The sequence below is a fragment of the Halopenitus salinus genome (assembly GCF_042662125.1).
GTDB lineage: Archaea > Halobacteriota > Halobacteria > Halobacteriales > Haloferacaceae > Halopenitus > Halopenitus salinus.
In genome coordinates this window covers 313,213-326,336 of record NZ_JBHSXL010000003.1, presented here as the reverse complement: position 1 = coordinate 326,336, position 13,124 = coordinate 313,213, and the positions used below count along the sequence as shown (strand labels likewise).

Annotated in this window: 13 protein-coding genes and 1 pseudogene; 3 read left to right on the top strand and 11 right to left on the bottom strand. The window is 67.3% G+C overall.

What is annotated here, in order from left to right; genetic code table 11:
* Positions 1-80 precede the first annotated feature (80 nt).
* Positions 81-791, top strand: coding sequence for a TMEM165/GDT1 family protein (locus tag ACFQE9_RS04355; protein WP_379740868.1), 711 nt, complete (start codon positions 81-83; stop codon positions 789-791).
* Between the two features lie 78 nt (positions 792-869).
* Here ACFQE9_RS04355 and ACFQE9_RS04350 read toward each other — a convergent pair whose 3' ends face one another.
* Both ACFQE9_RS04350 and ACFQE9_RS04345 read right to left on the bottom strand, forming a co-directional pair.
* Positions 870-1,859, bottom strand: a complete 990-nt coding sequence (locus tag ACFQE9_RS04350) for an aldo/keto reductase (RefSeq protein ID WP_379740865.1) — start codon at positions 1,857-1,859, stop codon at positions 870-872.
* Positions 1,860-1,909: 50 nt separating this feature from the next.
* Positions 1,910-2,653, bottom strand: coding sequence for a DUF47 domain-containing protein (locus tag ACFQE9_RS04345; RefSeq protein ID WP_379740862.1), 744 nt, complete (start codon positions 2,651-2,653; stop codon positions 1,910-1,912).
* 185 nt (positions 2,654-2,838) lie between these two features.
* Between ACFQE9_RS04345 and ACFQE9_RS04340 the strand changes: the two genes are divergently transcribed.
* Entirely contained in the window at positions 2,839-3,312 is a 474-nt protein-coding gene (locus ACFQE9_RS04340; RefSeq protein ID WP_379741341.1) for a hypothetical protein, read from the top strand.
* A 25-nt stretch (positions 3,313-3,337) separates the two neighbouring features.
* On the opposite strand, the gene ACFQE9_RS04335 is transcribed toward ACFQE9_RS04340, so the two are convergent.
* From ACFQE9_RS04335 to ACFQE9_RS04315, 5 genes and pseudogenes are all read right to left on the bottom strand, one after another.
* Positions 3,338-5,923, bottom strand: a complete 2,586-nt coding sequence (locus ACFQE9_RS04335; protein WP_379741338.1) for an RtcB family protein — start codon at positions 5,921-5,923, stop codon at positions 3,338-3,340.
* A pseudogene (locus ACFQE9_RS04330) lies at positions 5,924-6,232 on the bottom strand (RtcB family protein); the annotation flags it as partial. It lies immediately after the preceding gene.
* 31 nt (positions 6,233-6,263) lie between these two features.
* Positions 6,264-6,788 (bottom strand): hypothetical protein, encoded by a 525-nt coding sequence (locus ACFQE9_RS04325; protein WP_379740859.1) that lies wholly within the window; start codon positions 6,786-6,788, stop codon positions 6,264-6,266.
* Between the two features lie 101 nt (positions 6,789-6,889).
* Entirely contained in the window at positions 6,890-7,390 is a 501-nt protein-coding gene (locus ACFQE9_RS04320; RefSeq protein ID WP_379740856.1) for an archease, read from the bottom strand.
* Positions 7,387-8,307, bottom strand: a complete 921-nt coding sequence (locus ACFQE9_RS04315) for a DUF502 domain-containing protein (protein WP_379740853.1) — start codon at positions 8,305-8,307, stop codon at positions 7,387-7,389. Before ACFQE9_RS04315 ends, ACFQE9_RS04320 begins: the two co-directional genes overlap by 4 nt.
* Positions 8,308-8,443: 136 nt before the next feature.
* On the opposite strand from ACFQE9_RS04315, the gene ACFQE9_RS04310 reads away from it, so the two are divergent.
* Positions 8,444-8,917, top strand: coding sequence for a GNAT family N-acetyltransferase (locus tag ACFQE9_RS04310; protein WP_379740850.1), 474 nt, complete (start codon positions 8,444-8,446; stop codon positions 8,915-8,917).
* 89 nt (positions 8,918-9,006) lie between these two features.
* Here ACFQE9_RS04310 and ACFQE9_RS04305 read toward each other — a convergent pair whose 3' ends face one another.
* The 4 genes from ACFQE9_RS04305 to thyA all read right to left on the bottom strand — a co-directional run bounded on the left by ACFQE9_RS04305 (position 9,007) and on the right by thyA (position 12,998).
* Complete coding sequence (locus tag ACFQE9_RS04305; RefSeq protein WP_379740847.1) at positions 9,007-10,437, bottom strand: helix-turn-helix transcriptional regulator; 1,431 nt, start codon at positions 10,435-10,437, stop codon at positions 9,007-9,009.
* 70 nt (positions 10,438-10,507) lie between these two features.
* Positions 10,508-11,290 (bottom strand): archaeal proteasome endopeptidase complex subunit alpha, encoded by a 783-nt coding sequence (psmA, locus tag ACFQE9_RS04300; protein WP_379740844.1) that lies wholly within the window; start codon positions 11,288-11,290, stop codon positions 10,508-10,510.
* A 122-nt stretch (positions 11,291-11,412) separates the two neighbouring features.
* Positions 11,413-11,979, bottom strand: a complete 567-nt coding sequence (locus ACFQE9_RS04295; RefSeq protein WP_379740841.1) for a dihydrofolate reductase — start codon at positions 11,977-11,979, stop codon at positions 11,413-11,415.
* Positions 11,976-12,998 carry a thymidylate synthase gene (gene thyA / locus ACFQE9_RS04290; RefSeq protein ID WP_379740839.1) on the bottom strand — a complete coding sequence of 341 codons (1,023 nt, stop codon included), beginning with the start codon at positions 12,996-12,998 and terminating at the stop codon, positions 11,976-11,978. Before thyA ends, ACFQE9_RS04295 begins: the two co-directional genes overlap by 4 nt.
* Positions 12,999-13,124: the final 126 nt, after the last annotated feature.

The window sequence follows — 13,124 nt, the reverse complement described above, 5'->3', positions numbered from 1 at the left end:
GCCGTGGATGCCCTCTCGACCGAGCCCCCGGGCAGCCGAAGCGGACGTCGAACGAGCCGCCGATCGCCGGGCGATCACTGATGACGACCTGGATCGAGGTCGCGACGATCGCGTTTCTCGCCCAGCTCGCGGTGTTGCCGGGCGAGAAGGTTCAGTTCATCATCGCGGCGCTCTCGACGCGATACAATCCGCTCGTGGTCGTCGCCGCGGCCGGGAGCGCCTTCGCCGGATGGACGGTGCTCGAGATCCGCTTCGGAAGCTACCTCCAGACGGTGCTCCCCGGCGTCTACCTCGATCTGTTGACCGGGATCCTGTTCCTGTTCTTCGCGGTCGCGTTGTTCCGTTCTGCGCCCTCGAGCGGCGACGTCGACGCACAGCCCGACGGCGGGCTGGCCGCGGTTCTCGACGGCGATCTCGACGTTCGCGTGCCGTATCTCGGCTGGCGGGTGCCGAACGTCATGGGCGGCTTTTTGCCCATCTTCGCGCTGATGGCCTTCGGCGAGTTCGGCGACAAGACCCAGCTCGTGACGATCGGCCTCGCCGCGCAGTACCCGGCGTTCCCGACCGCCATCTGGGCGGGCGAGATGGCCGCGATCATCCCGGTGAGCCTGCTCAACGCCTTCGTCTTCTTCCGGTTCGCACACCGTTTCGACCTCCGAAAGGCGCACTTCGTCGCGGCCGCCGCCTTCGGCTTCTTCGGCGTCGACACCCTTCAGGCCATGCTGACGGGGGTCTCCGTCTGGGACACCGTCGTCGAGACGGTGGCGTCGGTGATACTCGCGCTCGTGTGATAGCCTCGTTCGGGCAGTGGACGGTGTCGTTCGAGCGGTGGACCGGTGTCGTCCGGGACGGCGATCAGGACTGGGACGTCACTCGTGTCCGTTCACCCCGACCGGTCCGTACGGCTCCTCGAGGTACGCGAGGTCGCTCTCCGAGAGATCGATGTCGAGCGCCTCGACCGCGTCCTCCAGGTGTTCGACGCTCGTCGTCCCGATGATGGGCGCGTCAACCGTCTCCTGGTGGAGGAGCCACGCGAGCGCGATCTGCGCCATCGTGACGCCCTTGTCCGCGGCGAGTTCCGCGACGCGTTCGTTGATCTCGTCGCCGCCGTTGGCGCGGTAGGTGGCGATCCGTTCGGCGAACTCGCTGTCGTTCATGTACTCGCCGCGAACCGTATCGAGGAACTCCTCGTGGGGACGGGTGAGGTACCCCCGCGCGAGCGGGCTCCACGGAACGACCCCGATCCCCTCGCGATCACAAAGCGGGAGCATCTCTCGTTCCTCCTCGCGGTAGGCGAGGTTGTAGTGGTTCTGCATCGTCTGGAATCGCTCCAGCCCGAGGTCGTCGCTCGTGTGTAAGGCCTCCGAGAACTGGTGGGCCCACTGCGAGGAGGTGCCGATATATCGGACCTGATTCCGGCGGACGGCGTCGTCGAGCGCCCGGAGAGTCTCGTCGATCGGCGCGTCGTAGTCCCACCGATGCGTCTGATAGAGGTCGATCGTGTCCATCCCGAGGCGGTCGAGGCTGTTCGACAGCTCCTGTTCGATCGCCTTGCGCGAGAGTCCGGCGGCGTTGGGGTTCGTCTCGTCCATCTCGCCGTAGACCTTCGTGGCCACCACCTGTCGATCGCGGTCGTACCCCTCGAGGGCGTTCCCGAGGACGCGTTCCGACTCGCCGTTCGAGTAGACGTTCGCCGTATCGAAGAAGTTGATTCCGAGGTCGATCGCCCGCTCGATGATCGGCCGGCTCTCCTCCTCCTCGAGGACCCAATCGCGCCAGTCGTTCGATCCGAAGCTCATACAGCCGAGACAGATCCGGCTGACCTCCATGCCCGTGTCGCCGAGCGTCGTGTACTCCATGGTACGATCACTCGTGGATCCGGACCATAAGGGTTGTGCCCGCGTGCCGCTCACTCGAGGTCGCTCCCCCGATCGTCGAACTCGGTCGTGATCCACGCCTCGGTGCTCGAGACGAGCACCAGGGTGTCTGTCACGTCCTCCATTGCGTCACAGAGCGCGTCGAACAGGAGCGCGAACTCGCGGTGGACGAGCGGCCGATCGACGCCGTCGTCCGCGAAGGCCGTCTCGACGACCTCGTTGCGGAGCTCGTCGACCGCGCTTTCGATCCCGCGAACGCTCGCGATCTCGTCCGCGATGGTGCCTGACCGTGAGGGGGACCGAAGCAGCCGGACGTATCGCGAGACGGCCGCCGAAAGGGCGTCCATCCCCCGGATCGCAAAGCCGGCCATCTCCACGTAGCGGTCGAAGCAGTCCGCATCCCGCGGGGGGCGAACGGTGACGAGCTCCTCCGCGATCCGTTCCGCCACGTTCGCGATCACGTCCAGCCGCTGATAGAGGTCCAGCACCTGCGAGGAGTTGCGGTGGATACGGGCGTTCAACAGCCCGACGTCGGCGGCGTCGGCGTTCGTTATCTGGCCGGAGATGTCGCGTTTGAGCCGGTCACAGTCGCTCTCCAGGTTCACGATCGAGGCGGCGACGGAGTCGGTTCCGGCCGTGGTCTCGTCCGTCCCCTCCGCGAGGTACGTCTCGAGCAGCCGCGGCAGGAGCCCGACGCATTCCGAGATCCGATCGAGATAGTCCTCGGTCCGCGAGACGATCCGGTCGTCGAACCGCGAGTCGGAATCTGCGGCCATCGATCGATCCGCTCTCGGGAGGCCGAAAGTAGGTTGCTAAGAGACCTATATACCGGACCGATCCGTCCCGTATCGTTCGGTATCGATCCATCCCGTATCGTTCGGGAGCGATCTGTCCAATAGCGTTCGGGAGCGATGCCGAAGTCGGCGATGACGACTTGGTCCTCGACGCCGTCGGACCGAACATGGGTCATCCGGTCACCTACCGCTGTCCGCGCTGTGGGACGCTCGCCGCGATCGAGCGGGAGGGCTACCTCGCCGACAAGGCGGTCACCCCGTATCCGCTCGAGGGGTGGACCTACGTCGAGCCGACCGCGGAGTTCGACGTTCATCGGGAGGGAGGTGACGCCGAGACGGAGAACGCTCCCGACGGCGTGCGCTTCGTCTGCGGGAAGAGCGACGGCGTCGACTGGGACCCCTCTCCAGGAACCGCCGATGAAGAGGACGAACCGGGGGGCGAGAGACGCGATGAACCCGGTGAGATCGGCTGTGGCGAGCCCTTCTACCTCTCGTTTGTCCGGTTCGAGAACGGACGCGAGGTCGATCCCCGCTCCGACTCGACCGGAGAGCGCGTCCGGCTCGCCCTCGGCCGGGAGCCGGCGAGTCCGCGTGGCCCGTCCGGGCCGGGCGGGCCCGACGGGGACGGGTTTCGGGGATGACCCCGGTTCGGTCCGGGCCGAAAACTCACCCCTTGATGTTGCACACCGGGAACGTTCGGGCGACCTTGTCGCCGATCCCGAGCTCGTCGCTGACGCGGACGACCTCGTCGACGTCCTTGTAGACGCCGGGCGCCTCCTCGGCGATCGTGGCCCCGCTTTGGGCCTTCACGTAGACGTGGTCCTGTTCGGCGAGGTCGTCGCGGACGTCGCCGCCCCAGAACTCCTGTTTGGCCTGCGTCCGACTCATGAGCCGGCCCGCGCCGTGGGCGGTCGACCCGAAGGAGACCTCGAGGGAGTTCTCCCCGCCACGCAGGACGTACGAGCCCGTGCCCATGCTTCCGGGAATGATGACGGGCTGGCCGACCTCGCGGTAGGCCGCGGGGACTTCCTCGCGACCGGCCGGGAACGCCCTCGTTGCGCCCTTGCGGTGGACGTACAGATCGCGTTCCTCGCCGTCGACCACGTGGGTCTCGCGTTTGGCGATGTTGTGGGCGACGTCGTAGAGCAACTCCATCCCGAGGTCGTCGATCGGGTCGGCCTCGAAGACGTGTCCGAACACCTTTCGAGTCCGGTGGGTGATCAGCTGGCGGTTGACCCAGGCGTAGTTGATCGCGGCACACATCGCGCCGTAGTACTCGTGGGCGAGTTCGGAGCCCGCGGGCGCGGCCGCGAGCTCCTTGTCCGGGAGCGCCTCGAGGAGGTCGCCGTGTCGTTTCTCGATCCGCCTGAGGTACTCCGAGCACGTCTGGTGGCCGAGCCCCCGCGAGCCGCAGTGGATGAGCACGACGATCTGATCCGGCCGCAGCCCGTAGACGTCGGCGACGTCCCCGCGGAAGACGTCCGTGACCCGCTGTACCTCGAGGAAGTGGTTTCCGGAGCCGAGCGAGCCGATCTGGTTGCGTCCCCGGTCCTTGGCCTTCTTCGGAACGTATTCGGGGCGTGCGTCGGGCCTGCGCCCCTCGTCCTCACAGCGGTCGAGGTCCTCGGGGACGCCGTACCCCTCCTCTACCGCCCACTCGACGCCGCGCTCGAGGACCGCCTCGACCGTGTCGCGGTCGCCCTCGACGATCCCGCCGCCGCCGAGCCCGGAGGGGATCCGGTCGAAGAGGACGTCGACGAGCTCCTCCTCGCGTCCGCGGACGTCGTCGTAGGTGAGGCTCGTCCGGACCATCCGGACGCCGCAGTTCGACACGACGAACCCGTTCGCCAGGAAGTTGTGTGCGTCGTGGTCGACGCCGATGTCGAACACCTCCCTGCGTCCGCGTTCGGCGATCGAGACCACCTCAGCCGCGATCGTCCCGTTCGCTCGAACGGTGATCGATTCGCGGAACTCCGCGAAGTCAGGGAAATCCGCGGGCGGGCGGGGACGACCCTTCCGCCCGTCGTACACGCTTCGCTCGATGAACCGGCCGTTGACCTCGCCGAAGCGTGATTTGATCTCGCCGATCTCCACGCCCCCGTCGGCGAGCGCGCTGGCCTCGGCCGCGATGCGCGCACGCTCGTCGATGACTCGCTTCTTGTGCTTGAGGTACTGTGCAGCAACGAGCGCGTCGCGCCGCTTCCGTTCGGCATATCTGTATCCAACCCGGGTGAAAAACCGGATCAGGTTTTCGGCCTCGGAGCTGACGCCGAACCGGAACCGGACCGTTTCTCCGACGGTCGTCTCGGTACGTTCGACCTCCTCGAGCGCGTTCGTCCTGATTCCGAGTTCGTTGAGATGGCGCATGAGATCCCGGAGGAACTGTTCTCCAGCCTCACGAACTTCGACGGTGCGGTTGTGCGAGACCGACGGCGCATAGAAGTTCTTCCGTGAGACCGTGTCGGGCGCACTCATCTCGGCGCCGAAGAACGCCGACAGGTACAGCGCTCGCTGCCAGTCCGCGAGGCGATCGAGATACGCCGGTACGGTGAAGTCGGATTCGACCTTGCGCCCCTCCGGAACGCCGAGGCGAACGAGGAGCTGTGTGAACGCGTTCGAGTTCGACCGAACGCTGTACTCCGTTCGGGTGAACTCCCGTCCGTCGATCTCGTGGTCACGCTCGCGTTCGTAGATCCGGGACGGAGTGAACCCGAGCGCCTCGATGTCCTCCTGGATCGCCTCGAGATCCTCCGGATCCCCGTAGAACCACGACAGCGAACCGCTGAACGATCCGTCCCCGGTGTGATATCCGGCCAGCTTGAGCAATCGATGGAACGCCTCGTCGGTCGAGTACAGCGGGAGCAGGTCCCGCTCTTTCAGCACGCGAACGAGCTGTGGATCCTCGTCCGCGAAGTCCGATTCGTCCAGGACGACGAACTCCGGCGGGGTCTCGTCCGGGAGCCCCTCGAACGGGTGTACGAACACCTCGTCGCCGACGTCGATGTCGCCGAGTTCGGACATCCCGTCCGTCGTTCGGAACGGATGATCGCTCGTCGCAGCCACGGTATCGCCGGTGTCCGTCTCCAGTTCGTACACCGTCCGTGGCTTCGAACGCGTGAACAGTCGAACGTCCGAGTCGACGGGCCCGTCGTCGGCCGCGACGACCGCCTTCTCGTCCTCGAAGCGATCCTGAAGCTCCTCGATCCGGCGGCGACGACCGAACGAGAGCAGAACGTCGGTATCCCCCGGCAGGCAGTTGATGTCATACCCGATCGCTCCGGGCGAGATACAGCCGCTCTCGGCGTCGATCGCGCCCACGCCGCCGACCGGGAAGCCGTATCCCTGGTGACCGTCGGGCATGCAGAGCGCGTGTCCCGCGATGCCGGGGAGATGCGTGGCGTTTCGAAGCTGGGTGAGCGTGTCGTCCCCGGAGATCTCCTCCAGGAGGTCCTCCGAGGCGAGCACGCGGGCGGGGACGTTCATCTCGCCCTCCTTCGGGATCTCCCAGACGTGCTCTCGAACCTTCCGCAGCCGGACGCCGTCGAACTCGCGGGTGGTCATACCGGAACAACGCGCCGCCGGGGAAATAGCGTTACGACCCCGGCTCCTCGGCCGCCCCCGCCGGCCACCACCGTACGTCGACCGTGGCGCCGACGCGATGGGCGAACGTTCCGCCCAGAACCAGCCCGTACACGAGGTGTGAGACGGCGATGACGACGCCGACCTCGATGCCGGCGGTGACGCCGGGAAGCGGAAGGGCGGCGATCGGCAGCGAGGAGCCGTCGCTGAACGCGATCGACGCCGGCAACACGACACCGCCGGTGAGCAGCCCGAGCGCGGCGGAGTGTGCGACCCCGAGCGATAGACACCCGCTGACGGTGGTTCGTAGCTCGTCGAAGAACGGCCGATCGAAGGCCGCGACGAACAACACGCCGAAGGCCGTCGCGATGGCCAGGTGGACGGCCCATCCCGCGGGGGCGCTCTCGACGCCGACCAGCGCGCCGATGATCGCCATCACGTCGGTGCCGAACTGGAGGACGACACCCATTCCGACCCCGCCGACGAGCCCCGCGATCGCTCCGGACGTCCAGGCTCGCGTTCGATCCATCTGTGACATACGTTACCAAACACCTCCCGGACAAAGAATCTTCCCCCGTTCGGCTCGCGAGGTGGACGAAAGTCTACGGTCAAAGTGGGTTGAACGGGCGGCGGAGACACTCAGACGTCGAAGACGACGTAGGCGTACCACCCGTCGCCGCGGGGTTCCAGGCGCATCTGCGAGTAGGTCACGGCCTTGACGTCGCGGGCCGAGACGGACTCCAGTGGGACGCCGCGCGCGCTCGCGACCAGGGTCCATTCGGTTTCGTCGTTCGACCGGTCGGTTTCGTCGTTCGACCGGTCGGTTTCATCGTTTGACCGGTCGGTTTCATCGTTCGACCGGTCGGTTTCATCGTTCGACCCCTCGAGTTCACACCGATGGTCGACCGGGAGCACGCCGCGAACGTCGCGCTCGTAGATGAGGCGATCGAGGTAATCGAACAGGAGCGCCTCGCGGGACTCCGCCGTCACCTCGATCGCGAAGCGGTCGCCGGTCTCCGGCCACTCGTCACACATCGCCGCGGCGAGCCCGTTCGCCACGTCCGCGAGGACGTCGGCGAGCGTGCCCGCGGTCGCCTCGACCGCGACGTCGGCGGTGTGATCGCGGAGTTCGAACGTCACGTTTCCGACGGTTCGTCCGGCTCCGTCCTATCGGTGTCGGTTCGATCCTCGCTTTCGTCCCCGTCGTCCGCGTCGACCGCCGAGTCGGGATCGAGAACCGCGTTCACCACGTTCCCCCGGTCGCGGGAACGGTGGTCATCGCGATCGAGCCGTTCCTCGAGCCGGTCGACCATCGAGAACTCGCGAAGCGGGTTGGGCGAGACGGCCGGTGAGACGCCGCCCTCCTCGCCGATCGACTCCTCGATCGCCACCCCGCTCGTCACGAGCGCCCGGATCCCCTCCTCTACGGTCATGTCGACCTCGACGACCCGCGAGCCGGGCACGAAGACGACGTGACCGCCCATGACCGGGTTTGGCGCCATGGGCAAAAACAGTGTACGCGTCTCGCCCGCGTCCTCACGGTGGTCGCTCTCCTCTATCGGGTCCGCGATCGACGACGGCGTTCGGCTCGTGACGAACGCGAGCGCGTAGACCCCCTCCGTCGGGAACTCGACGAGGACGACCTCCTGGAAGTGTTCGCCGTCGGAGTCCAACATCACGTCGGACATCCGACGGAAGCTCTCGTAGACGGCTCCGACGCCCGGGACGCGCTCGATGACGCGATCGAAGTAGCTGACGGCCAACTCCCCGTATCGCGAGGAGTTCGCGGTCAACCCGACGAGGAGGATCAACGCGAACAACACGATCGGCGTCGCGACCTCGACGAGGAGCTCGCGGCCGAGAACGCCGTATCCGGGTATCGAGATTCGCGGCGAGAACGGCAACACCGCATCGGAGAGGAGGTCCAAGTAGACGTAGACGTAGTTGAAGGCGATCGCGAGGACGATGAGCGTGATCAAAAGCGGCACGATGACCGCGACGCCGGTCAGAAAGGCGTTCTTCAGGATCGCCGCCGGCCGAGCGTCCGATAACTCCATCACGCCGATCCACGACGGAGGGAACCAAAACGCTTCGGGGGTTCGCTCGGACGGGTGAATCATCGTCCGGACGGAGGAGAATCATCGTCCGGACGGACGGAGGAGTTATATTGAGCCCGCGCGTTACTCCCCGTCAGTGAGCGTTACCGTCGAGAAACGGGTCGATCGTCCGGGGGACGCGGACCACGTCGAGGAGGCGTGGGAGCTCAAAGAGCGGATCCGCTCGCGGGACGGCGTGCTCCGGCAGCGACGAGGGTTCTTCGTCGACGCGTACCGACGGTCGAGGACGCACCTCCTCTTCGAGGACGATCAGCTTGTCGCGTTCGCCTCGGTGCGACGCGACGGATACGTCCTGTTCCTCGCGGTCGCCCCCGAGGCGCGCGATCGCGGCTACGGGGAGCGGCTCATCGCTGAGATCGCCGAAAACAACCGCTCCGTGACCTGCCACGCCCGTGCGACCAACGAGAACGCGCTCGGATTCTATCGCCACCTCGGCTTCGACGTCGAGCGGCGGATCGACGGCTACTACGAGGACGGCGGGGACGCCTATTACCTGAAGCTCGGAGGCGACTCGCTTCGAGATCGGCTCTCGGACTTCGTGCGTCGGTGACCGGCTCGAACCCCGCACGCCGACCGCTTCGCTTCGGTTCGCTTCCGTTCGATTCCGTTCGGTTCGGTTCGGCTCGGTTCCCGCCGGCATCACCTCTCCGGGGTCGATCCCTCGTCGCCGGAATCGGTCCCGTCGGCGTCGTCGGTATCGGTTCCCTCGACGTCGTCGGCATCGGGCCCTTCGAGCGTGATGACGTTCTCACGGCCGATCCGAAGCTTCGAGACGGTTCCGTCATCGGCCATCCTCGAGAGGACCACGCTCACCTTGGATTTCGACCAGTCGGTCTCCTCGACGATCCGTGTCTGTTTCACCCGGCCGCCGTGCTCGCGGAGGATCGACTCGATCCGGTCCTCGTCCGACAGCATCTCCGCCTCCGTGATCGCGGTCGCGGTCGCGGCGTCGGCGTCTTCTCCGCCCGTGGTTTCGTCGACGCCGGATCCGCCGGTAGAGGTCTCCTCGACCGTGTTCGTCGACCCTCCGCCAACCGGATCGGACCGATCGCCGTTTCGAGACGCGGGCCGTGTCCCCGACCTCGTCCGGATCGCGATCGCCGCGGCGAGAATCACGGCGGCCCCCAACACGCCCCACAAGAGCGGGTCGCTGCCGTTCCCGCCCGTTCCGGAGGCCTCGGTCGGCGAACCCGACGTGTTCGCGTCGTCGGCCGCTCCCGTTTGAAGCGCCGTCGCCGCGTCGGTTGCGCCCCCGCTCGTCGATCCGGAGGCCGTCCCGTTCGTCGCGTTCCTCGCGAACACGACCCGCGGGCGTCGATCGGTGAACCGTCGTTCGCCCTGCCAGGTGATCGATGCGCTCTCCGCGAGCGACTCGGGGTTCGACGGGGTCCCCTCGGGGTCGCGCGAGACGAACGAGAGGTCCCCGCCGGGACGGACGACGAGCTCCTGGTCGGGTCCGAGGTAGAATCCCCCCTCGAAGACGTCGCCGACGGTGACGACGTCCCCGTCCACGGCGGCGAATCCCCGCCAGGCGAACGAGAGCTCGATGACTCCCACGTCGGATCCGAACCCCGAGTCGACGAACGCCTCACGGGAGAAGTTTGCAGCGGCCATCTCGCGGTCGGTCACGTTCTCGCCCTCCTCCGCGAGCCCCGTCGCGTCGGCCTGGAAGTTCCGGTAGAGCTCCGTCTCCTCATCGTTGAACCGGTCGGCGAAGGCCTGGAAGTCGTCGCGTTCGGACTCGTTTCGGAGGGTTCGTTCGTACCGTAACGTCCAGTCCCCCCGCCCCGATTCGTCGACGGTGATCTCGATCGCGCTCCGGTCGAACCCCGCGAAATCGACCTGACGGGCGTCGGGATCCGAATCCCGGTTCGGCGCCCGGACCGCCGCGGCAGGGGAGACGTCCCCGACGGATACGGCGGCCTCACCGGGGGACACGCCGCCCGTTGGGGTGGCGACCTCCGCGGGGTCAGTGCTCTCGACCGCGATCGCGACGCCGGCGGTGCCGGCCATCGTCGCCCCGACGAGGAGCACGCAGATGGCAACACGGAGGACGGAGGTGCTCCTCATCCGTTCGATCGCGCTCGCCGCCGCGTAAAAGCGCTTGCGCACCGTCACTCTCTCGGGTTGCCCGAGGGCGTCACTCCTCGTCGGACCCGTCCGTGGACGTCTCCTCGTCCCCGTTTTCGTCCTCGTCGGCGGCCCCCGCGTCGTCCTCGAGCGCCTCGAAGGCCGCGGCGATCTCGTCGTCGGAGGACACGTGGTACCCGTCCGCCTCGGTTATCGTCGCGATCGAGAGGTCCTCGGCCACGAGGTCCTCCTCGTACTCGGCGAGCGCCCGCACGGCCAGTTCGACGCCCTCCTCGACCGTGGCGTCGGGCTCCCACTCCTCCTCGAGGAACGCCTGGATCTCCTCCCTGCCGTTTCCGATGACCGTCGCCTTCCACTCGTGGGGCGTCCCGGAGGGGTCGGCGCCGAACAGCCGGGGCTCGCCGTCCTCGAAGCCGCCGAGCAACAACGCGGCACCGTAGGGTCGGGTCCCGCCGAGCTGGGTGTTCTCCTGGACGTGGTCCGTCACGTCCTTCGTCAACGCCTCGACGCCGATCGCCTCGCCGTAGCGCAGGCGGTTCATCTGCGCGCGCCGGCGCGCGAAGTCGATGAGCTTGCGCGCGTCGGCGACGTGGCCGGCCGAGGCGGTTCCGACGTGGTCGTCGAGCTTGTGGAGCTTCTCGATGCTTTCGGCCTCCATCAACGGTGACGAGGCGCGGCTCATCGCCGCGAAGACGATCCCGTCCGCCGTTCGGATCCCCACGCTCGGCGCGCCGCGGGAGACGGCCTCCCGGGCGTACTCGACCTGATAGATGCGTCCGTCCGGGGAGAAAAGCGAGGTTCCCCGGTCGTAGGCCTGCTGGTCGTTGTTCATCGTCGCGGCCCTCCGAACGTGTCCGTCGCGTCCTGCGTCATTACCCGTCGATAGCGGCTCGTCCGGGAAAAACCCTCCCTATCGGGGCGCTCGTCGCGGAGGCGATCGTCCCCCACGGGCCCTCACCGCGATCGACGCCGATATCTCGAGAAGGACAGCTCCTCGCGGTCCTCGCGGTCGAGAAGCTCCCACTCGTCGCGGTCCCACGACGGGAAGGACGTGTCCCCCTCGTGGCGCTCGTGGATCTCCGTGATCAGGAGCTCGTCCGCGATCGGCAGGAACGCCTCGTAGACGGTCGCTCCGCCGGCGACGTAGACCACGTCGACGCCGAGCTCCTCGGCCGCCTCCGTCGCCCGATCGATGGCCTCGTCGACGCCGCCGGCCGGAACGGCCCCCTCCGCGAGGTCGAGATCCGACCGCGAGAGCACGATCGAGATCCGACCCGGAAGCGGCTCGCCGAGGTCCGAAACGATGCTCTCGTGGGTCCGACGGCCGAGGATCACGGGATGGCCGGTCGTCGTCTCCTTGAACCGTCGCAGGTCCGCCGGATGGTGCCAGGGCATCCCCCCGGAGTCGCCGATCACGCCGTTCTCTGCGATCGCGGCGATCATCGAGATCGTGAGGTCCTCCGGAACCGGCGGGTCCCGCTCGTCCGGTCGGTTCGGTCCGCTCTCGTCCGATCCGTTCATTCCGCCACCGAAAAGGCGATCCCGTCCGCGGAGTCGTACTCGCGAAGCTCGACGTCCTCGAAGGTCAACTCGTCGAGGGGCTTGTCGGCGATCTCGATCCTCGGGCGGTCGCGCGGCTCCCGCGAGAGCTGCTCGAGCAGCCCCGGTACGTGGTCGTAGCCCTCCTCGCCGTCCCGCTCGGCCGGCGCCGCGTCCTCGAGCCAGGCTCGAACGTCTCGGTAGTCCCCCGCGCGTTCGACGTCGCTGAGTCGGTTCTGGAGGCGTTCGAGGTTCTCGCCGTACCACTCGCCGCGGTCGCCCTGCCCGCAGTAGACGTGGGCGTCGACGATCGTGTGTCCGAACTGCCCGAGTTCGAAGTCCGTCCGCTGTGCGATGGCGGTCGCGAGCAGCGAGTAGGCCGCGACGTTGAACGGAACGCCGAGCGCGATGTCGCCGGAGCGCTGGGTGAGATGGAGGTTCAACCGGCCGCCCTGGACGTTCACGACGAAGGTGTAGTGGCACGGCGGCAGCGTCGAGACGGCGGCGTTCGCGGGGTGCCAGGCGTTCACGACCATGCGCCGCGAGTTCGGGCTCTCACGCAGCGTGTCGAGGACGTACCGGATCTGATCGAAGGTCCGCCGCTCGGTCCCGTCCGCGTCGGTCTCGACGGTCACCCATCGATGCGCGTCGTCCGGCCAGCTCTCGCCGGGGAGCCCCTCCTCCGGGATCGGGTAGCGCCGCCAGAACCGGCCGTAAGCCGTGTCGAGGCGACCCTCCTCGTCGGCCCAGGCGTCCCAGATGCCGGTGTGTTCCGAGAGGGTTCGAACGTGTTCTTCACCCGAGAGGTACCACAGCACCTCGTGGATGAGCGAGTTCCATCGGAAGCCGTCCATCCGCTTCGTCGTCAAGAGCGGGAACCCCTCGGAGAGGTCGACCGTGTACTGGCCGCTGAAGCTCGCGATCGTGTCCACGCCCGTGCGGTTCGGCTTGTAGACCCCCTGAGAGAGGGTCTCGTCGACGAGATCGAGGTACTGTTGCATGGGTGTCGGGCTCGACCGGGCGGTCGTGGACGGCCGCCGGATCGAAGTCGTCCGGAAAAGCGCGGCCGATCCACTAAAATCGACGCATCTCGGATCCGGTCTCGGAAACGGTCGGTCGAGAGCGGT

Excerpts from the sequence above, each read along its gene's own strand:
- ACFQE9_RS04355 (WP_379740868.1), top strand. The coding sequence starts at position 81 with ATGACGACCTGGATCGAGGTCGCGACGATCGCGTTTCTCGCCCAGCTC.
- ACFQE9_RS04345 (WP_379740862.1), bottom strand. The coding sequence starts at position 2,653 with ATGGCCGCAGATTCCGACTCGCGGTTCGACGACCGGATCGTCTCGCGG.
- ACFQE9_RS04325 (WP_379740859.1), bottom strand. The coding sequence starts at position 6,788 with ATGTCACAGATGGATCGAACGCGAGCCTGGACGTCCGGAGCGATCGCG.
- ACFQE9_RS04295 (WP_379740841.1), bottom strand. The coding sequence starts at position 11,979 with ATGAACGGATCGGACGAGAGCGGACCGAACCGACCGGACGAGCGGGAC.
- ACFQE9_RS04305 (WP_379740847.1), bottom strand. The coding sequence starts at position 10,437 with ATGAGGAGCACCTCCGTCCTCCGTGTTGCCATCTGCGTGCTCCTCGTC.
- psmA (WP_379740844.1), bottom strand. The coding sequence starts at position 11,290 with ATGAACAACGACCAGCAGGCCTACGACCGGGGAACCTCGCTTTTCTCC.
- ACFQE9_RS04315 (WP_379740853.1), bottom strand. The coding sequence starts at position 8,307 with ATGGAGTTATCGGACGCTCGGCCGGCGGCGATCCTGAAGAACGCCTTT.
- thyA (WP_379740839.1), bottom strand. The coding sequence starts at position 12,998 with ATGCAACAGTACCTCGATCTCGTCGACGAGACCCTCTCTCAGGGGGTC.
- ACFQE9_RS04340 (WP_379741341.1), top strand. The coding sequence starts at position 2,839 with ATGGGTCATCCGGTCACCTACCGCTGTCCGCGCTGTGGGACGCTCGCC.
- ACFQE9_RS04350 (WP_379740865.1), bottom strand. The coding sequence starts at position 1,859 with ATGGAGTACACGACGCTCGGCGACACGGGCATGGAGGTCAGCCGGATC.